Annotated in this window: 20 protein-coding genes; 14 read left to right on the top strand and 6 right to left on the bottom strand. The window is 72.0% G+C overall.

Annotation, left to right across the window (positions count from 1 at the left end; all coding sequences use genetic code 11):
• Positions 1 to 38: 38 nt before the first annotated feature.
• From ACH54P_RS16320 to ACH54P_RS16310, 3 genes are all read left to right on the top strand, one after another.
• A complete protein-coding gene (locus tag ACH54P_RS16320) occupies positions 39 to 1280 on the top strand; it encodes an aspartate aminotransferase type Ic (RefSeq protein ID WP_489913553.1) in 1242 nt (413 codons plus the stop codon).
• Between the two features lie 116 nt (positions 1281 to 1396).
• Complete coding sequence (locus tag ACH54P_RS16315; RefSeq protein WP_489913551.1) at positions 1397 to 2371, top strand: ferritin-like domain-containing protein; 975 nt, start codon at positions 1397 to 1399, stop codon at positions 2369 to 2371.
• Between the two features lie 78 nt (positions 2372 to 2449).
• A complete protein-coding gene (locus ACH54P_RS16310) occupies positions 2450 to 3553 on the top strand; it encodes an FAD-dependent oxidoreductase (RefSeq protein WP_489913549.1) in 1104 nt (367 codons plus the stop codon).
• Here the strand turns inward: ACH54P_RS16310 and ACH54P_RS16305 are convergent.
• Positions 3550 to 4599, bottom strand: a complete 1050-nt coding sequence (locus tag ACH54P_RS16305; RefSeq protein ID WP_489913547.1) for a LacI family DNA-binding transcriptional regulator — start codon at positions 4597 to 4599, stop codon at positions 3550 to 3552. The genes ACH54P_RS16310 and ACH54P_RS16305 overlap by 4 nt on opposite strands.
• A 189-nt stretch (positions 4600 to 4788) precedes the next feature.
• Between ACH54P_RS16305 and ACH54P_RS16300 the strand changes: the two genes are divergently transcribed.
• The 4 genes from ACH54P_RS16300 to ACH54P_RS16285 are packed head-to-tail and all read left to right on the top strand — an operon-like array spanning position 4789 to position 9273.
• Positions 4789 to 6069 carry an extracellular solute-binding protein gene (locus ACH54P_RS16300; RefSeq protein WP_489913545.1) on the top strand — a complete coding sequence of 427 codons (1281 nt, stop codon included), beginning with the start codon at positions 4789 to 4791 and terminating at the stop codon, positions 6067 to 6069.
• Complete coding sequence (locus ACH54P_RS16295; protein WP_489913543.1) at positions 6069 to 6998, top strand: carbohydrate ABC transporter permease; 930 nt, start codon at positions 6069 to 6071, stop codon at positions 6996 to 6998. The genes ACH54P_RS16300 and ACH54P_RS16295 overlap by 1 nt, the downstream gene beginning before the upstream one ends.
• A 9-nt stretch (positions 6999 to 7007) precedes the next feature.
• Positions 7008 to 7895: a carbohydrate ABC transporter permease gene (locus ACH54P_RS16290; RefSeq protein ID WP_489913541.1), complete on the top strand. Its 888-nt coding sequence runs from the start codon at positions 7008 to 7010 to the stop codon at positions 7893 to 7895.
• A 16-nt stretch (positions 7896 to 7911) separates the two neighbouring features.
• Positions 7912 to 9273: a GH1 family beta-glucosidase gene (locus ACH54P_RS16285; RefSeq protein WP_489913539.1), complete on the top strand. Its 1362-nt coding sequence runs from the start codon at positions 7912 to 7914 to the stop codon at positions 9271 to 9273.
• A 51-nt stretch (positions 9274 to 9324) separates the two neighbouring features.
• Here the strand turns inward: ACH54P_RS16285 and ACH54P_RS16280 are convergent, their stop codons facing one another.
• The gene (locus ACH54P_RS16280; RefSeq protein WP_489913537.1) at positions 9325 to 11121 is read right to left on the bottom strand and encodes an AMP-dependent synthetase/ligase; all 1797 of its coding nucleotides are present in this window, start codon (positions 11119 to 11121) and stop codon (positions 9325 to 9327) included.
• Between the two features lie 127 nt (positions 11122 to 11248).
• Between ACH54P_RS16280 and ACH54P_RS16275 the strand changes: the two genes are divergently transcribed.
• Genes ACH54P_RS16275 through ACH54P_RS16250 form a run of 6 tightly spaced genes read left to right on the top strand, consistent with a single transcriptional unit; the run spans position 11249 to position 15446 of the window.
• Positions 11249 to 11674 (top strand): polyketide cyclase / dehydrase and lipid transport, encoded by a 426-nt coding sequence (locus ACH54P_RS16275; RefSeq protein ID WP_489913535.1) that lies wholly within the window; start codon positions 11249 to 11251, stop codon positions 11672 to 11674.
• Positions 11675 to 11685: 11 nt separating this feature from the next.
• Entirely contained in the window at positions 11686 to 12480 is a 795-nt protein-coding gene (locus ACH54P_RS16270; RefSeq protein ID WP_489913533.1) for a metallophosphoesterase family protein, read from the top strand.
• A gap of 26 nt (positions 12481 to 12506) precedes the next feature.
• On the top strand, positions 12507 to 12941 hold the full coding sequence (locus ACH54P_RS16265) for an SRPBCC family protein (RefSeq protein WP_489913531.1): 435 nt from the start codon (positions 12507 to 12509) through the stop codon (positions 12939 to 12941).
• Positions 12942 to 12945: 4 nt separating this feature from the next.
• Positions 12946 to 14079, top strand: a complete 1134-nt coding sequence (locus tag ACH54P_RS16260) for an ArsA family ATPase (RefSeq protein ID WP_489913529.1) — start codon at positions 12946 to 12948, stop codon at positions 14077 to 14079.
• A complete protein-coding gene (locus ACH54P_RS16255) occupies positions 14076 to 14492 on the top strand; it encodes a hypothetical protein (protein ID WP_489913527.1) in 417 nt (138 codons plus the stop codon). Before ACH54P_RS16260 ends, ACH54P_RS16255 begins: the two co-directional genes overlap by 4 nt.
• Positions 14493 to 14507: 15 nt before the next feature.
• The gene (locus ACH54P_RS16250) at positions 14508 to 15446 is read left to right on the top strand and encodes an ROK family protein (protein WP_489916464.1); all 939 of its coding nucleotides are present in this window, start codon (positions 14508 to 14510) and stop codon (positions 15444 to 15446) included.
• A gap of 1 nt (position 15447) precedes the next feature.
• Here the strand turns inward: ACH54P_RS16250 and ACH54P_RS16245 are convergent, their stop codons facing one another.
• Positions 15448 to 15924 (bottom strand): SMI1/KNR4 family protein, encoded by a 477-nt coding sequence (locus tag ACH54P_RS16245; protein ID WP_489913525.1) that lies wholly within the window; start codon positions 15922 to 15924, stop codon positions 15448 to 15450.
• Positions 15925 to 15950: 26 nt separating this feature from the next.
• Between ACH54P_RS16245 and ACH54P_RS16240 the strand changes: the two genes are divergently transcribed.
• Positions 15951 to 16793 carry an NUDIX domain-containing protein gene (locus ACH54P_RS16240; RefSeq protein WP_489913523.1) on the top strand — a complete coding sequence of 281 codons (843 nt, stop codon included), beginning with the start codon at positions 15951 to 15953 and terminating at the stop codon, positions 16791 to 16793.
• On the opposite strand, the gene ACH54P_RS16235 is transcribed toward ACH54P_RS16240, so the two are convergent.
• From ACH54P_RS16235 to ACH54P_RS16225, 3 genes are read right to left on the bottom strand one after another with little or no spacing between them, the layout of a single operon-like run.
• Positions 16790 to 17929, bottom strand: a complete 1140-nt coding sequence (locus ACH54P_RS16235) for a glutamate--cysteine ligase (protein ID WP_489913521.1) — start codon at positions 17927 to 17929, stop codon at positions 16790 to 16792. The genes ACH54P_RS16240 and ACH54P_RS16235 overlap by 4 nt on opposite strands.
• Before the next feature lie 10 nt (positions 17930 to 17939).
• Positions 17940 to 18467: a hypothetical protein gene (locus tag ACH54P_RS16230; protein ID WP_489913519.1), complete on the bottom strand. Its 528-nt coding sequence runs from the start codon at positions 18465 to 18467 to the stop codon at positions 17940 to 17942.
• Entirely contained in the window at positions 18464 to 19231 is a 768-nt protein-coding gene (locus tag ACH54P_RS16225; protein WP_489913517.1) for an alpha/beta hydrolase, read from the bottom strand. Before ACH54P_RS16225 ends, ACH54P_RS16230 begins: the two co-directional genes overlap by 4 nt.
• Positions 19232 to 19239: the final 8 nt, after the last annotated feature.

The raw sequence follows: 19239 nt of genomic DNA, 5'->3' as shown, positions 1-19239 counted from the left end.
CCCGAAATGGTATCGACGCCGGGTTTAGCGTTGACGGCATGACCACTGCTTCCGTCGACGTCGACACTGCCCGCCGAGACTACGCGGCCCTGGTCGACCGAGGCCTCTCCCTCGACATCACCCGCGGCAAGCCCTCGCCCCAGCAGCTGGACCTCGCGAACGGGCTGCTGAGCCTCCCCGGCGACGGCTCCTTCAAGGCCGAGGACGGCACCGACGTCCGCAACTACGGCGGTCTCAAGGGCCTGCCGGAGCTGCGCCGCATCTTCGCCGGCGCGCTGCAGGTGCCCGTCGAGCAGTTGCTGGCCGCCGGCAACTCCAGCCTCGAGCTCATGCACGACGCCGTCGTCCAGGCGCTGCTGAGCAAGCTCCCCGGCGCCGAGCGCCGCTGGGCCGACGAGCCGCAGGTGAAGTTCCTCGCCCCCGTCCCGGGCTACGACCGGCACTTCGCGCTCACCGAGCGCTTCGGCATCGAGCTGGTCCCGGTCCCGATGACCGACGAGGGCCCGGACATGGACGTCGTCGAGACGCTCGTCGCCGAGGACACCGCCGTCAAGGGCATCTGGTGCGTGCCGAAGTACAGCAACCCCACCGGCATCACGTTCAGTGACGACGTCGTCCGGCGGCTCGCCACCATGCGCACCGCGGCGCCCGACTTCCGGATCTTCTGGGACAACGCCTACGCCGTGCACCACCTGACCGACGCCGAGCCGGAGCTCGCGGACGTCCTCGCGCTGGCCACCGAGGCCGGCAACGCCGACCGCGTGTTCGTGTTCGGCTCGACCTCGAAGATCACCCTCGCCGGCGCCGGCGTCGGCTTCTTCGGCGCGTCCGAGGCCAACATCGCCTGGTGGACCGGCCTCGTCGGCAAGCGGACCATCGGCCCGGACAAGGTCAACCAGCTCCGCCACGCCCTCTTCCTCAAGGACGAGGACGGCGTCCGCGCCCACATGCGCAGGCACGCCGAGATCATCGGCCCGAAGTTCGAGGCCGTCGACCGCATCCTCACCGAGGAGCTGTCGGACCTGGCGTCCTGGACCAAGCCGACGGGCGGGTACTTCGTGACGCTGACCGTGCCCGAGGGCACCGCGAAAGAGGTCGTGCGGCTGGCGAAGGAGGCCGGGGTCGCGCTGACCCCCGCCGGGGCGACCCACCCGCACGGCGCGGACCCGGCCGACGCGGTCATCCGCATCGCGCCGACGTTCCCGAAGCTCGCCGAGGTCGAAGAGGCCATCCGCGCGCTCGCCGTCTGCGTCCGGCTCGCCGCCGCGCAGTGCGGCTGACCTGCGGAAACGAAAACAGCAAGAACTTTTTCCCGTTTTGACCGAGCCGGGGGCCTCCTCCGTACGTATGACCGGTGGGTGAGGTGGACGAACTCGTCACGAGAGGACGTCCCCCGGTGTTCGGAAAACGCTACACACGGCAGCTGATCGAGCGCAGCGCGGAGAACGCGACCGACCGCCGCCGCTTCCTCAAGGCTGCGGGAGCGGCGGGGCTCGGCGTCGCGGGCGCCGGTGCGCTCGGTACAGCGCTGTCGCTGGGTCTCGGCTCGGCAGGTGCCACGCAGCAGTACGGCGCGCAAGGCGGTGACGCGGCGAAGGAAGCCGCCAGCGACGCCGCCGTGCTGAACTTCGCGCTGAACCTGGAGTACCTGGAGGCGAACCTCTACTCGTTCGCCGTCTACGGCTACGGGCTGAACGAGAAGTATGTCAACGGCGTCGGCAACCTCGGCAAGGTCTCCGGCGGGCACGCCGTGAAGTTCAAGAGCGAGCACACCAAGCAGATCGTCCAGGAGATCGCCGGCGACGAGGTCGCCCACGTGACCTTCCTGCGCAAGGCGCTCGACAAGGCCGCCGTCGCGCAGCCGGAGATCGACTTCCAGAACAGCTTCACCGCCGCCATGCAGGCCGCGGGGCTGATCAAGGAAGGCCAGACCTTCGACCCGTTCGCGAGCGAGAACAACTTCCTGCTCGCCGCGTACCTCTTCGAGGACGTCGGCGTGTCGGCCTACAAGGGCGCGGCGCCGCTGGTGAACAACAAGACGTTCCTCGACGCCGCGGCGGGCATCCTCGCGGTCGAGGCCTACCACGCGGGCATCGTGCGCGGACAGCTGTTCGAACGCGGTCTCGGCGACGTCACGAACAAGATCTCCGACGCCCGCGACAGCCTCGACGGCAAGGCCGACGACGACGAAGGCGTGCTCAAGGACGGCAAGGCGAACCTCGTCCCCGCGGACGCGAACGGCATCGCGTTCGGCCGCTCCGCCGACCGCGTGCTCAACATCGCCTACCTGAACCCGGACAAGGTGTCCTCGGGCGGCTTCTTCCCGCGTGGCCTCAACGGCGACATCGCGACCAGTGGCGCCAAGGAGTGACGTCCGCGTGCCGCCGCCGCGGTAGGGTCGCGGACGGCGGCACGCGGAGTGCACGGTGGAGTCTTCTGGGGGCGCGGGGTGCGGGTACTGGTCGCGGGCGGCGGGATCTCGGGCACGGTCACGGCGATGGCGCTGAAGCTCGCCGGGCACGATCCGGTCGTGTTCGAGGCGTACCCCGCCGGCGGGGACGACATCGGCGCGTTCCTCACGATCATGCACAACGGCATGGACGCCCTGCGCGCGATCGGCGCCGACCGCCCGGTGATCGAAGCGTCCTTCGCCGCGTACGGGGTCGAGCTCGTCGCGCCGACGGGGGAGACCGTCGGCCGGCGCGAGTTCGACACCGAGGACCTCGACGGGCCGCGCACCCTCACCCGCGCCACCCTCTACCGCGTCCTGCAGGACGAAGCCGCGCGCCGCGGCGTCCCGCTGGAACGCGGAAAACGGCTGGTGGGCGCGAAGTCCGGCCCGGCCGGGATCACGGCCGAGTTCGCGGACGGCACCACCGAAACGGGTGACGTCCTCGTCGGCGCCGACGGCCTGCGCTCGGTCGTCAGGGTCCTCGTCGACCCGGCCGCGGACGAACCGCGCTACACCGGGCTGACCGTCGTCTACGGGTACACGCGGGCCGGCGGGCTGCCGGCGGCGCCCGGGATCTACCGGATGGTCCGCGGCAGCCGGGCGGCCTTCGGCTTCACCACCGACCCGGACGGCGCCACGTTCTGGTTCGCCCGCATCCCGGACACCGAACGGCCCCGCGAGGAGATCGCCGCGGTCACCCCGGCCGGCTGGCGCGAGTTCGCGCACGCCGCGTTCGACGGCGATCCGCTGCCCTGCGCCGAAATCATCGCCGCCACCGGCGACGAGGTGTTCGGCGGCCACTCCTACGACGTCCCCCAGACGCGCGTCTGGTCGACGCCCGAGATGGTCCTCGTCGGCGATGCCGCCCACGCCGCGTCCCCGGCCGCGGGGCAGGGCGCGTCGATGGCCCTGGAAGACAGCGTCGTCCTCGCGCAGTGCCTGCGCGACCTGCCGGACCCGGCCTCGGCTTTCGCCGCGTACGAGGGGTTGCGGCGCGAGCGGGTCGAGAAGCTGGTGAAGGCGAGCGCGGGCGGAGACGTCGGCGAGGAACGCGGCTGGCTGTACTCGCACCACATCGACTGGACCGCGAAGATCAGCTAGCGGCGCGTGTGCCCGCCGCACGAATCGCGGACCACCAGTTTCGTCGGCAGCAGCACCGGTTCCGGTGCCGCCGCGTTCTCGATCATGCCCAGGAGCGCTCCGGCCGCCGCCGTTCCAAAGCCTGGCTTGTCCTGGGCGACCGTCGTCAGCGCGGGGTCGACCAGTGCCGCCACCTCGATGTCGTCGAAGCCGACCACGGCCAGATCGGCCGGGACGTTCAGCCCCGCCGCGCGGGCGGCGAGCAGGGCGCCGATCGCCATCTCGTCGCTGGCGGCGAACACCGCCGTCGGCGGGTCCTTGCGGGCGAGCAGCCGCCGCATCCCGACGAACCCGCTTTCGCGGTAGAAGTCCCCGGTGACCACGTAGTCGTCGCGCACCGGCAGCCCCGCCTCGGCCAGCCCGCGCAGGTAGCCGTCGGTGCGGGCCGCGGCGGGCGCGTTGCCGCGCGGGCCGGTGAGCGTGGCGATCCGCCGGTGCCCGAGGGCGGCCAGGTGCCGGACGGCGTCGGCCGCGCCCGTGGCGTTGTCCGACGTCACGTAGGTGGCCTTCGCCCCCGAAACGGCCACGTCGAGCGCGACGCACGGCAGCCCGGACTGGGCGAACGCGCCGAACGCCTCGGCGTCCGACCCGCTGTCGATCAGCACCAGCCCCGCGAGGTGGTGGCGGCGGGTCATGCCGACGTAGGCGATCGGGTCGGCCAGGGACACCCCGGGGGTGCGGTTGCGGGCGTCGTCGCTCGTGGCGAGCAGCAGCAGGTGGTAGCCGTGCGAGCTCAGCGCGGACTTGAGGCCCAGCAACAGGTCCTGCAGGAACGGGTGCCGCCAGCCGGGGCGGCGGTGGTCGGTGTCCCAGACCAGCCCGATCATCGCCGACTGCTGCCGCGAGAGCGCCCTCGCCGATTCGTTCGGCGAGAAGTCGAGTTCGCGGGCGACGCGCTCGACGCGTTCGCGGGTCGGCGCGCTGACCGAGGCGGGGCGGTTGAACACCCGGGAAACGGTGGCGACGGAGACCCCGCAGAGCTGGGCGACTTCGCGGGCGGTGACCATGCTGACCTCCTGGCTTGTAACCGGTTACATCTGTAGCACATGATCCGGTACAGCGAAAACAACGCACTGCGTTATGTTTTCGTTACTTGACGGATGGGTGTTGGGAGCGCTCTCATAGGGGCCACGTTTTCCCGCCCGGCCGGTCCCGGCCGTGGTGTCCCCGTGCGCCCGCAGAACAACGGAGATCTCATGCGCCCGAAAACGAGGAACCGCCGTATCCGCCTGCTCGCCGGGGCGTGCGCCGCCCTGGCCGCGGTCACCGCGTTGAGCGCCTGCGGCGACAGCGGGGCCGGCGGCGGCAAGGTGAAGCTCAGCCTCGGCCTGTTCGGCAACTTCGGCTACACCGATCTGATCAAGGAGTACCAGGCGGCGCACCCCGGCATCGAGATCACCGAGCGGACCGCGTCCTACTCCGACCACCACAAGAACCTCGCCGCGCACCTGGCCACCGGGGGCGGAGCCGCGGACATCGAGGCGATCGACACCGGCTACGTCGCCCAGTTCAAGGCGACGCCGGACAAGTTCGTCGACCTCAACACCGTCGGCGGCGACAAGCTCAAGGACCGCTGGCTGGGCTGGAAGTGGGCGGCGTCGCTGGCCAAGGGCGGGCAGCAGATCGGCTACGGCACCGACGTCGGCGGCCTGGCCATCTGCTACCGCCGGGACATGTTCAAGACCGCCGGGCTGCCCGAGGACCGGGAGGCCGTCTCCGCGCTGTGGCCGACCTGGCAGGCGTTCTTCGACGCGGGGAAGCGCTTCCAGGCCCAGGCGCCGAACGGCGTCAAGTGGATGGACGGCGGCCCGACCGTGCTCAACGCGATCTTCGGCCAGGCGCCCGTCGGGTACTACGACCAGAACGACCAGCTCGTCGTCGCCAGCAACCCCGCCCTGCGGACCGGCTGGGACCAGGTCGTCGACGCCGTCAAGGCGAACCTGAGCGCCGGCCTGCTCTACAGCACGCCGACCTGGAACACCGGTTTCACCCAGGGCCAGTTCGCCACCGTGACGTGCCCGGCCTGGATGATGACCAAGATCAAGGACCAGGCCCCGGACACCGCGGGCAAGTGGGACATCGCGAGCGTGCCCGGCGGGGGCGGCAACTGGGGCGGCTCGTACCTGACCGTGCCCAAGCAGGGCAAGCACACCCAGGAGGCCGCCGAGCTCGCCGCGTGGCTGACCGCGCCCGAACAGCAGGCGAAGGTCTTCACCAGCAAGGGCCTGCTGCCCTCGACGCCGTCGCTCTACGACGACCCGAAGATCACCGGCTACACGAACCCGTTCTTCAACAACGCGCCCGTCGGCAAGCTGTTCACGGACGCGGCGAAGAAGCTGAACCCGCAGTACCAGGGCCCGAAGGCCGGCGACGTCCAGACGGAGTTCGGCAACGCGATGCAGCGCGTCGAGCAGGGCAAGCAGGACGGCCCGGCGGCGTGGCAGCAGCTGGTCGGTGACGTCGCGAAGATCAAGTGATGGCGGGGAAACCGCTGAGCTTCGCCGACCGGCGGCACCACTGGGACGTCAAGCTCTCGCCGTTCGGCTTCATCAGCCCGTACTTCCTGATCTTCGGCGTCTTCGGGTTGTTCCCGTTGCTGTACACGGCTTTCGTGTCGCTGCAGAAGCGCAACCTGCTCGACGCCGAGGGCGCGACGTTCATCGGGTTCGGCAACTACGAGCAGCTGCTGTTCCACGACCCGTACTTCTGGAACGCGATGGGGAACACGGTCAGCCTGTGGCTGCTGACCACGATCCCGCAGATCCTGTTCGCGCTCGGCATCGCGCACCTGCTCAACCGCAGGCTGCGCGGCCGGACGCTGTTCCGGATGGGCATGATCCTGCCGAACATCACCTCGGTGGCGGCGGTGACGATCATCTTCGCGCAGCTGTTCGGCCGGGACTTCGGGCTGGTCAACTGGGTGCTGAGCTGGTTCGGGGCCGGCCAGGTCGACTGGCAGGCCGGCACCGCCAGCTCCCACACCGCCATCGCGGCGATGGTGGTGTGGCGCTGGACCGGCTACCACGCGCTGATCTTCCTGGCGTCGATGCAGGCGATCCCGTCGAGCATGTACGAGGCCGCCACCCTCGACGGCGCCCGCGGGTGGCAGCAGTTCTGGCGGATCACGGTGCCGCTGCTGCGGCCGCAGATCATCTTCTCGACGGTGATCGCGACGACCGGGAACATGCGGCTGCTCGCCGAGCCGCTGCTGTTCAACCCCGGCACCGCGGCCGCCACCGGCGGCTCCGACCGCCAGTTCCAGACCGCCGCGCTCTACCTCTACGAGCAGGGCTTCACCAAGTACGACTTCGGCTACAGCTCGGCGATCGCGCTCGTGCTGGCCGTGGCCACGATGCTCGTCGCGGGCGTGTCGTACCTGGTGACCCGGCGCATCCAAACGGACTGAGGAGCGGACATGACTTCCGTGCTGACCCCGGCGGCCCCGGCCCCGCCGGCCACCCCGCCGGGCCGGGTCCGGCGGCTGGGCAAGCGGATCGCGAGCCCGTGGACCTACGCCGCGCTGATCGCGATCCTGGCCGGCTCGGCGTTCCCGGTGTACTGGTCCTTCGTCGTCTCCTCGCAGACGTCGGAGGCGGTCGGCAGCGTGCCGCCGGTCCTGGTGCCCGGCGGGCACCTGTTCGAGAACATCGCCCGCGTCTTCGACGAGACGGACTTCGCCCTGGCGCTGGGGAACTCGCTGATCGTCGCGGGCACGATCACGGTGTCGGTGGTGCTGTTCTCGACGCTCGCCGGGTTCGCCTTCGCCAAGCTGCGCTTCCGCGGGCGGACCCTGCTGCTGCTCGTCGTCGTCGCCACCCAGGCGATCCCGACCGAGCTGGGCGTGGTGCCGCTGTACATGATGATGGCCGACTTCGGGTGGGCCGGGCAGCTGCAGGCGGTGATCGTGCCCGGCCTGGTCACCGCGTTCGGCGTGTTCTTCATGCGCCAGTACTTCGAGCGGGCGCTGCCGCTGGAGCTGCTGGAGGCCGGGCGGATGGACGGCTGCGGGTCGCTGCGGCTGTTCTGGCACGTGGCGCTGCCCGCCGCCCGCCCGGCCGCGGCGGTGCTCGGCCTGTTCACCTTCATGCAGGCGTGGAACGACTTCTTCTGGCCACTGGTGGTGCTGGTGCCGGAGAACCCGACCGTCCAGACCGCACTGTCCACCCTGGCCAGTGGGTACACCACCGACTACACCCTCGTGCTCACCGCCGCGACCATCGGCACCGTCCCCGTCCTCCTCGTGTTCCTGCTGTTCGGCCGCCAGATCGTCGGCGGCATCATGCAGGGCGCGCTCAAGGGCTGACCTCCCGGAGCTCATCGTGACCACCAGTTTTCCGCCCGGCTTCCGCTGGGGCGTCGCCACCTCGGCGTTCCAGATCGAGGGCGCGACCCGATCCGACGGCCGCGGACCGTCCATCTGGGACACCTTCGCGGCGGTCCCCGGCGCCGTGGCCGGGGCCGACACCGGCGAGCCGGCGGCGGACCACTACCACCGCTGGCCCCAGGACCTCGACCTGCTCGGCGACCTCGGCGTGGACTCCTACCGCTTCTCGGTGTCCTGGCCGCGGGTGCAGCCGGACGGGCGCGAGGTCGAGCGCCGGGGTCTCGGCTTCTACCGGCGGCTCGTGGAAGCGTTGCGGGAGAAGGGGATCGAGCCGTTCCTCACGCTGTACCACTGGGACCTGCCGCAGGCACTGGAGGACGCCGGCGGCTGGCGCTCGCGCGACACGGCGTCGCGGTTCGCCGACTACGCCGCGCTGGTGCACGACGAACTCGGCGACGTCGTCGACCACTGGACGACGCTGAACGAGCCGTACCCGTGCGCGGTCGCGGGCTACGGCGAAGGGCGGCACGCGCCGGGCGCGCGGGAGGGCCACGGCGCGCTCGCCGCCGCCCACCACCTGCTGCTCGGCCACGGCCTGGCGGTGCGGGCCATGCGCGAGCAGGCGCCGCCCCAGCACCAGTTCGGGATCGTGCTCAACCAGTCGCCGGTCGTGCCGGTGTCGGACTCGGCCGCGGACGCCGCCGCGGCGGCCCGGCAGGACACGCTGCTGCGCCGCCAGTTCACGGACCCGCTGTTCGGCGGCCGGTACGCGCCGGGGCTGACGGCGATGTTCGACGGCGTCTCGGACTTCTCCTTCCGCCACGAAGGCGACCTGGAGACGATCGGGCAGCCCCTCGACTACCTGGGCGTCAACTACTACTACCGGCTGCACGTCGCGGACGCGCCGCACCGCGAGCCGGACCCGGCCCGCCGCACGGTGGCCGACATCGGCGTCGACACCACGCGCCTGCCGGACGTCCCGCGCACGGGCATGGGCTGGCCGGTCGAGCCGGAAGGCCTCACCGAAGCCCTGGTGGGCCTGCACAACCGCTACCCGGGCCTGCCCCCGATGTACGTCACCGAGAACGGCTGCGTGTACGCCGACCGGAGCGACTTCGCCGACTACGAGCGCATCACGTTCCTGAGCGACCACATCGAGGCCGCCCGCACCGCCGCGGCGGCGGGGGTCGACCTGCGGGGCTACTTCTGCTGGTCGCTGCTGGACAACTTCGAGTGGGCCCACGGGTACAAGCACCGGTTCGGCCTGGTGCACGTCGACTACGCCACCCAGGAGCGCACGCCGAGGGCGAGCTACCGCTGGTACCGCGACTTCGTCGCCGCCCGGCGCACCCCGTGAAGGCCGTGAAGGGCACATCGAGGTCCGATGTGCCCTTCACGAAGCTCGGAGCTACTTCTTGTAGAGGCCTTCGATCGCGTCGGCGTAGTTCTTCGTGACGACGTTGCGCTTCAGCTTCAGGCTCGGCGTGATCTCGCCGCCCTGCTCGGTGAAGTCGTTGGCCAGCACCGTGAACTTCTTGATCGCCTCGGCCTTCGACACCTGCTTGTTCGCCTCGTCGACCGCGGCCTGGATCTCCGCGACCAGGTCCGGGTCCGAGGCCAGCTCCGCGACCGTGGCGGACGAAGGCTTGCCGTGCTGGGACTTCCACGAGGGGAAGTACTCCTCGTCCACCGTCACCAGCGCCGCGATGAACGGCCGCTGGTCGCCGACCACCATCGCCTGGCTGACCAGCGGGGCCGCCTTGATGGTGTCCTCGAGGCCGGACGGGGCGACGTTCTTGCCGCCCGCCGTGACGATGATCTCCTTCTTGCGGCCGGTGATCTTGAGGAAGCCGTCGGCGTCGAGCTCGCCGAGGTCGCCGGTGTGGAACCAGCCGTCGGTGAGCGCTTCGGCCGTCGCCTGCGGGTTGTTGTAGTAGGCCCGGAAGACGACGTCGCCCTTGAGCAGCACCTCGCCGTCGTCGGCGATGCGGACCGACGTGCCGTTGACCGGCTTGCCGACCGTCCCGACGCGGAACGCCGTCTGGGTGTTGACGTTCGCCGCCGCGGAGGTCTCGGTCAGGCCGTAGCCCTCGAACACCGGGACGCCGATGCCGCGGAAGAAGTGCGCCAGCCGCGCGCCCAGCGGGGCGCCGCCGGAGACCGCGGCCACGCAGCGGCCGCCGAGGGCCGCGCGCAGCTTGCCGTAGACGAGCTTGTCGAACGCCAGGTGCTTCAGCTTGAGCCCGACGCCGGCGCCGCCCTTGTCCTGGGCCTCGCTGTAGGCCACGGCCGTGGCCTCGGCGGCGTCGAAGATCTTGCCCTTGCCCTCGCTGTGGGCCTTCTGCTTCGCCGAGTTGTAGACCTTCTCGAACACGCGCGGCACCGCGACGACGAACGTCGGCCGGAACGTGCCGAGGTCGGCGACCAGGTTCTTGACGTCCGGGGTGTGCCCCAGGGTGACGCGGGCGGTGAGCGCGGTCACGGCGATCGCGCGGGCCAGCACGTGCGCCAGCGGCAGGAAGCACAGCAGCGAGTTGCCCTGCTCCATCAGCTGCGGGAACGCCTCGATGTCGGCGCGGATCTCGGCCAGGAGGTTGCGGTGGGTCAGCTCGACGCCCTTGGGGCGGCCGGTGGTCCCGGACGTGTAGACGATCGTGGCCAGCTCGTCCGCGGACACCTCGCGGCGCCGGTCGTGCAGCTCGTCGTCCGAGAGCGAAGCGCCCAGCGCGGCGAGTTCTTCGACGGCGGGGGAATCGCCCTCGATCTGCCACGTGTTCGCCAGCTCGGGGAGCCGGTCGCGGACCTCTTCGACGGCCTTCGCGTGCGCGGTCGTCTCGACGAACACGCCCTTCGCGGCCGAGTCGGAGAGGATCCAGGCCACCTGCTCGGGGGAGGAGGTGTCGTAGATCGGGACGGTCACCGCCCCGGCCGCCCAGATCGCGAAGTCGATGAGCGTCCACTCGTAGCGGGTCTTCGACATGATCGCGACGCGGTCGCCGCGGGCGATCCCGGCCTGGGCCATGCCCTTGGCCACGGCCAGCACCTCGCCGGCGAACTCCTTGGCGGTCACGTCCAGCCAGGTCCCGTCGACCTGGCGGCGGAAGCTCACCACGTCGGAGAACCGCTCGGCGTTCGCCCAGACGACATCGGACATGTTCTCGTCGTCGGCCACCGGCTTGCCGGCGGGAGCGCTGTATTCGCGCACGTGGACCTCCGTGTTCAACGCGTGCGGCGGGCGACACCGCTGTTACCCGCCAGTCAACTTAGCGTGGTGTGCACCTTAAGACCATGCTGATCGCCGTCGCGCGGCGAGGGCGTGACATTCTTCGCACGTGAACGCGCCACCCTCACTCGACATCGTCGACGAGACGTTCCTCGCCGTTCCGCCGGCCACCGTGGCCGCGGCCTTCGCCGATCCGGCGTCCTGGCGGCGCCACTGGCCCGACCTGGTCCTGGAGGTCTACACCGACCGGGGCGACCAGGGTCTGCGCTGGACCGTGACCGGAGCGCTCGTCGGTACGATGGAGGTCTGGCTCGAGCCGGTGCTCGACGGCACCCTGCTGCACTACTTCCTGCGGGCGACCCCCGCCGACGCGGCCGGGGCGCCCCGGGCGCTGGCGCCGCGCGACCTGCGCCGGGAGTTCGACCGGCGGGCGCGGGCGGCGAAGGCGATCGCACTCGGGCTGAAGGAGATCCTGGAGGACGGGCGCGAGCCCGGGGTGCCTCCGCGCCACGAGGGCAGCCACGTCGAGAAGTAGGGGGACCAGGGGTGCGGGTACACGTCGTCTCGGACGTGCACGGCAACGCGGACGCGCTGAAGCGGGCCGGTGACGGGGCCGACGCCCTGGTCGTGCTGGGTGACCTGCTGGACTTCGTCGACTACCGCGAGCACGACAAGGGCATCATGGGCGCCCTGTTCGGCGCCGAGAAGGTCGGCGAGTTCGCGCGGCTGCGCCGCGAGGGCACCCGTGACGAAACCGTTGCCTACTCGCGGACGCTCTGGGCGAGCCTCGACGACCCGGCCGGCGCGGTCGACGAGGCCATCCACGCCCAGTACGCGACGCTGTTCGCGGCGATGACCGCGCCCACCTACGCCACCCCCGGCAACGTCGACACCCCGGCCCTGTGGCCCGAGTTCGCCGGCGAGGGCATCCACGTCCTGGACGGCGAGGTGGCCGAGGTCGGCGGCCTGCGCTTCGGGTTCGTCGGCGGCGCGCTGCTGCCCGACGGCGTCGTCCCGCGCCGCCGCAAGGGCGCCGCCTGGCGCCCCTACCTGCGGGATCGCGAGGACTACGAGCGCAGCGTGGCCGCGCTGACCGAGGTCGACGTGCTCTGCACGCACGCCCCGCCGGCGCTGCCCGAGCTGACCTACGACGTCGTCGCCCGCCGCAGCGAGCTCGGTTCGGCGGCGCTGCTGGAGCTGATCCGGGCGCAGCGGCCGCGCTGGTCGGTGTTCGGGCACGTGCACCAGCCCCTCGCCGCCCGCGCCCGGGTCGGCCTGACCGAGTGCCGCAACGTGGGCCACTTCAAGGAGACCGGGCAGCCGTACGTGCTGCGCTGGTGACCAACCGCGGCGGCTACGCTTCGACCATGGCCGAGCAGTCCACACAGTCCATCGAGGTCGACGCCGAGCCCAGCCGGGTGATGGCCGTGATCGCCGATTTCCCCGCGTACCCGGAATGGGCCAAGGCCGTCCGGCAGGCCGAGGTCCTCGACACCGACGGTGACGGGCGCGCCAAGCAGGTCAAGCTCACCCTCGACGCGGGCCCGATCAAGGACGTCTACACCCTCGAATACGACTGGGACGACGACGGCCTCGGCGTCAGCTGGCACCTGGTCAAGGGCCAGATGCAGAAGGCGCAGAACGGCCGCTACGCGCTCGAGGACCTCGGCGGCCGCACCCGCGTCACCTACACGCTGTCGGTCGAGCTGGCGCTGCCGATGATCGGCCTGCTGCGCCGCAAGGCCGAGAAGATGGTCATGGACACCGCGTTGAAGGAGCTCAAGAAGCGGGCCGAGGGGTAGCCGCGTGCGGATCCTGCTGTTCACCGGCAAGGGGGGTGTCGGGAAGACCACGCTGGCCGCGGCCACCGGCGCCGCGCTGGCCGCCCGCGGCAGGAAGACCCTCGTCGTGTCCACCGACCCGGCGCACTCCCTCGGCGACGCCTTCGGCCGCCCGCTCGGGGCCGAGCCGTCCGAAGTGGACGCTCTGCTGTCCGGGGTGCAGATCGACTCGCGCACCCTGGTGGACACCACCTGGCACCGGCTGCGGGCCGACCTGCAGGCGGCGCTGGCCGGCGCGGGACTCGACACCTTGGACGCCGAAGAGCTCACCGTGCTGCCCGGCGTCGACGAGCTGCTCGCCCTCACCGAGGTCCGCCGGCTGGCCGAGGACGGCCCGTGGGAGACCATCGTCGTCGACTGCGGGCCGACGGCCGAGACGCTGCGGCTGCTCGCCCTCCCCGAAGCCGTCTCCGGCTACCTGACCCGCGTGTTCGGGCGGCGCGGCCGTGTCACGGAGTCGGTGCGCCGCCTCGGCACCCACCTGGACGGCCTGCGCGCGCTGCTCACCGAGCCGTCGGTCACCACCGTCCGGCTCGTCCTGACCCCCGAGCGGGTCGTCGTCGCCGAGGCGCGGCGCACGCTCAGCTCCCTGGCCCTGCGCGGCATCGCCGTCGACGGCCTGATCGCGAACCGGCTGATGCCCGCGCCCGGGTTCTGGCGCGGCGGCGCCGCGTCGTGGCTGCGCACCCGCCGCACGCAGCAGGACGCCGTGCTGGCCGAGCTCTCCGGCGCCGGGTTCGAGGCGGTGTCCCGCGTCGAGCACCGCGCCGTCGAGCCGGTCGGGCTGCCCGCGCTCCTGGAGATCGCCGCCGAGCTCTACGGCACCCGCGACCCCCTCGCCGGCAACGGCACCCCGGTCACGCCGCTGCTGCGCGTGCGGCCGGCGCCGGACGGGTACACGCTGCGCATCGCGATCCCGCTCGCGCGGGACGCCGAGGTCGATCTCGCCCGCGTCGACGACGACCTGGCGATCACCGTGGACGGCTTCCGCAGGCTCATCGCCCTGCCGGAGTCGCTGCGGCCGTGCCGGATCACCGGCGCGGAATCCGACGCCGACGGCCTGGTCGTGAGCCTGGCCGGGAACCGGGGACGCGGGTGAGCGAAGAGGAACACGGGCCGCGGCTCGCGGAGGAGATCCGCCTGCTCGCGGAAATGGTCGCCGAGAAGGCGGCGCCGTGGCTGGAGGGCGTCGTCGCCGCGGGCCACGGGACCCCTGACGAGGCGAAACCGGACACTTCGGCGTGCGGGTGGTGCCCGCTGTGTGCGATCGTCGCCGTGGTACGAGGTGAACGGCCCGAGCTGGTGGCCCGGCTGGTCGAGCAGCTCGCGCAGCTGGTCGCCCTGCTGCGCGCGGTGCTCGCGGACCGCTGGGAGCCGGACGAGGGCGTGCACATGCCCGGGTTCCGGCCCGCGCCGCGGCCCGCGGAAGACCCGGCGGGGGCGGCGTCGCCGCGGGTGCAGCACATCACCGTCCGCAGACGGGACGAGTGGCGGCCGGATCGGGAGAGCTGAGTGCGGACGATAGGGGTGGACGTCGGCGGGACGAGCGTCCGGGCCGGCGTGGTGGACGAGCGCGGCTCCCTGCTCGACACGGCGCGCGTCGCGACACCGAGCGAGGAAGGCGCCCTCGAGGACGCCATCGCGGGCGTGATCGAGGACCTGCGCAACCGGCACGAGGTGGCCGGGGTCGGGCTGGCCGTGGCCGGGTTCGTCGCGCGCGACCGCCGGTCGGTGATGTTCGCGCCGCACCTGGCGTGGCGCGGCGCGCCGGTCGCCGACCGGATCGAGAAGCGCGTCGGCCTGCCGGTGCTGCTGGAGCACGACGTCAACGCGGCGATGGTGGGCGAGCACCGCTTCGGCGCGGCCCGCGGCGCCCACGTGGCGGCGCTGGTCGCGCTCGGCACGGGCATCGGCGCGGGCCTGCTGCTGGACGGCAAGCTGTTCCGCGGTGCCTACGGCGTCGCACCGGAGCTGGGTCACCTGACAGTGGTCCGCGGCGGACGGCCCTGCCCGTGCGGCAAGTACGGCTGCTGGGAGCGCTACTGCAGCGGAACGGCCCTGGCGGCGACGGCGGTGGAGCTGCTGGCCCGCCACCCCGGCCGGTCGACGGTGCTGGCCCCGCAGGTCGCGGGCGACCCGGGTTCGGTGACGGGCCGCCGGGTAGCGGGCGCGGCCCGCGACGGCGACCCGATCGCCCAGCTGGCGATGGCGGAACTGGCCAAGTGGCTCGGCGAAGGCCTCGCCCTGGTGGCGGACGTGTTCGACCCGGAGATCATCGTGATCGGCGGCGGAGTGTCGGAGTCGGCGCCGTTGTTCTTGGACGAGGCACGGGAGCACTACGCGGGCGCGATCACGGGGGCCCGGCACCGGCCCCTGGCCCGGATCAGGACAGCCCACCTGGGCGACGACACGGCGATCGTGGGGGCGGCGGCCCTGGCCCTGGAAGCGGCGAAGACCCCGGTCTGACTCACTCCTCCGGGAAGCTCGCCGACGGAACCAGGCCTTCCAGGAACGCCCGGAACGTCGGTGCCAGGGCCAGCTCGGACTCCAGCTCCACGTCGAACCACGTCACCGACGGCTCGGCCGAGCGGCGGTAGTCCAGCGCGATCCACGTGTGGCCGTCGCCCGACAGCACCACCACCCGCTTGGGCAGGTCCCACTCGCCGCTCAGGTACGGCGAGTCCAGGATCGACAGCCGGCCGCCGACGCCGAGGAGCTGGTCGAACGGCACGTGCGTCTCGCTCCACGACGTCGGCGCGCTCGTCGGGAAGGCGTCGAACGATGCGGCCACCGTGCCGCCGTTGCGCTGGCCCAGGAGCTCGCCCAGCTCGATCGGCAGCCGGACGCCCAGCTCGCGGCCGGCGTGGGAGAACTCGCGGGCGCTCAGCGGCTCGCCGGGGCCGTCGTCCCAGAAGGCGGGCTTGAGCTGATCGAACCGGGTCACGCCGGAGAGTGTGCCAGGCTGGTCGGGTGAGCCAGCCGTCCGCGAGCGTCTTCGTCCGCTGCTCCTGCGGGCACCTGCACTGGGGCCGCTACGGCGCCGCCGGCCTCCTGCTCGTCGACCCGGCCCGCGGCGTCCTCCTCCAGCGCCGTGCCTGGTGGGTGCACCACGGCCGCACCTGGGCGTTGCCCGGCGGGGCCATCGAAGCGGGGGAGACCGCGGTCACCGCGGCCGCCCGCGAAGCGTTCGAAGAAGCCTCCGTGCCCGGCGAGGCCTTCCGCGCGGTCTCGGCGTCCGTGGTGGACCATGGGGACTGGAGCTACACCACCGTGCTCGCCCTCGCCCACGGGGCCGAGGCGCGGGTCGCGAACACCGAAAGTGCGGAGGTGCGCTGGGTGGACCCCGACGACGTCCCCGGGTACCGGCTGCACCGCGACTTCGCCGCCGCCTGGCCCGACCTGCGCGACCGCATCGGCCACGAACTGGTCCTGGTCGTCGACGGCGCCAACGTCGTCGGCTCGCGCCCGGACGGCTGGTGGCACGACCGGCACGGCGCCGCCGAGCGCCTCCGCGACCAGCTCGCCCGGCTGGCCGAGGCGGGCCTGCCGGACGCGGACGACCCGGCGATCACCTGGTGGCCGCGGGTGATCCTGGTGGTCGAAGGCAAGGCCAAGCACGTCGAGGCCGTCCCCGGCGTCGAGGTCGTCGCGGCGGACACCGACGGCGACTCGAAGATCGTCGAAGTCGTCGCGCGGCAGAACGCCAAGGTCCTGGTGGCGACGGCCGACCGCGAACTCCGCGGGCGGGTGGAGGCCCTCGGCGCGGCGACCCTCGGCCCGGGCACGCTCCGGACCCGGCTGGACAGCCTCTAGTCCTTGACGATCCCGTCGCGCATCTCGGCGACCAGCGACGCGACGACGGCCTTGAGGCTGCCCTTGTGCCGCTCGGCCACCGCGCGCTGCCGCCGGTAGCTGGGTCCGTGGCGCAGGATCGTCTCGACGTCACACAGCTCGGCCACGCAGTCCAGCCGCCGCGCCACCGGCTCGAGCCGGTCCAGCAGGTCGGTGATGTCGTCGGTGACCAGCCGTTCGCGCCCCGCCGCGTCCAGGATGACGATCGCGTCGGTGCCGTAGCGGGCCGCGCGCCACTTGTTCTCCTGGACGTGCCACGGCGGCAGCGTCGGCAGGATCTCGCCGTCGTCGAGGCGCTCGCTGAAGTCGTCGACCAGGCACTGCGTCAGCGCCGAGATCGCGCCGACCTCCTCCAGGGTGGGCAGCCCGTCGCAGACGCGCATCTCGATCGTGCCGAGCTTCGGCGACGGCCGGATGTCCCAGCGGATCTCCGAGAAGTGGTCGATCACGCCGGTGGTGAACATGTCCTCGACGTAGCTCTCCAGCTCGGCCCACTTCCGGAACTGGAACGGCAGCCCGGCCGTCGGCAGCTGCTGGAACATCAGCGCCCGGTTCGACGCGTACCCGGTGTCCTCGGCACCCCAGTACGGCGACGACGCCGACAGCGCCTGCAGGTGCGGCGCGTAGTTGAGCAGCGCGTCGAGGATCGGCAGCACCTTCTCGCGGTGGTCGACCCCGACGTGCACGTGGACGCCGTAGATCAGCATCTGGCGGCCCCACCACTGGGTCCGGTCGATCAGCTTCGCGTAGCGCTCCTTGTCGGTGACCTTCTGCTGGTACCAGTTCGAGAACGGGTGCGTCCCGGCCGAGAACATCTCGACGCCGAGCGGGTCGGCGACGCCGTGGACGACGTCGAGGGAGTCGTTCAGGTCGGCCTTGACCTCGGCGATCGTGGTGCAGACGCCGGTGATGATCTCGATGGTGTTGAGCAGCAGCTCCTGCTTGATCTTCGGGTGCTCGGCCGCGCCGTCCGGGCGGACCGCCTCGAGGATCCGCTCGGCGACCGACGACAGCTCGCCGCTGCGCCGGTCCACGAGGCCGAGCTCCCACTCCGCGCCGACGGTCGATCGCCGCGAAGGGCTGAACTCGATGTGCATCGCCGTCCGATTAGACCTGGGCGCCGTTGCTGGGGTCCGCGCCCGGCGGCGGGCCCTGGCGCACGCGGAGCAGCAGCAGGGCGATCGCCGTCGCGAGCGCGAGGATCCCCAGCGGCGTCGCCACCGTCGGGCCCACGCCGATCGCGCCGGGCAGGATCAGCAGGAACAGCCCGGCCAGGAACAGCAGCAGGATGAGGAACGCGCCCATCTTCGGCCGCGGCAGCGGCGGCGGCTCCGGCGGGACGTAGTGCTCGTCGTCGTCCGCCGGATCGTCGGAGAAGATCGTCGTGTCCCACGACGTGCCCCCGGACCGCCAGCCGGGCTCCGGCGGGGTGTCCACGGCCGGCGGCTCGGCGGGCCGGTCCGGCGTCTTCCGCGACTCGTTCTCCGCACCGGCGGCGGGCCCCGGCGCACCGGCGATGCCCGGCGGCGTTTCGGCGGTGTCGTTCTCGGGGAGCCCGAACCCGTCGGCCCGCAGGTCGGCGACGATCTCGGCGAACGTCGCGTCGACGTCCTCCGGTCCGTCCTTCCTGCTCATGCGGTCTCCTCCGGCTGAGCGGCGTGCGTCTTCGCGAACTCGACGCTACGCGAGAAAATCACCTCGGCGTCGTTGTCCTGCGTCGCGACGTGGTAGCTGTTCTCCAGCACCACCTCGGTGACGTCGGTGCTCGAAACCCCCTGCAGCACCAGCTGCGAGTTCACCGGCTCGACGACGTGGTCGACCGTCGAGTGCAGCAGCAGCACCGGCTGGGTCACCTTCGCGAGGTCGGCGCGCACGAGGGCCCAGAGCCGCGCCAGGCTCGCCGCCGCCCGGACCGGGGTCCGCGGGTAGGCCAGCTCCGTCTCGCCCGGCTTCTTGATGTCGTTCGCGATCGCCGGCACCGACGGCACCACCCGGCCGAGCACCGGCAGCAGCCGCGTGTCCCACTTCAGCCGCGTCACCGACGGGTTGACCAGCACGATCCCGGCGATCCGGTCGCCGAACTCCTCGGCCAGGCGCAGGGTGAGCGTCCCGCCCATCGACAGGCCGCCGACGAACACGGTCCGGCACGTCGCCAGCAGCGCGAGCAGGGCTTCGCGGACCGCGCCGTACCAGTCCTCCCACGTCGTGCGGTTGAGGTCCTGCCACCGGGTGCCGTGGCCGGGCAGCAGCGGGCAGCGCACCGTGAACCCGGCCGCGGCCAGGTGGTCACCCCAGGCCCGCATGCTCGCCGGGGTGCCGGTGAACCCGTGGCAGAGCAGGAACCCGGTTTCGGCCGAACCGGTGTGGCCGAACGGTTCCGCGCCGGCGAGCACGCCCATGCGATCGC

The organism is Amycolatopsis sp. N2S4-7, assembly GCF_058119595.1.
This window is presented reverse-complemented; position numbering and strand designations above follow the sequence as displayed.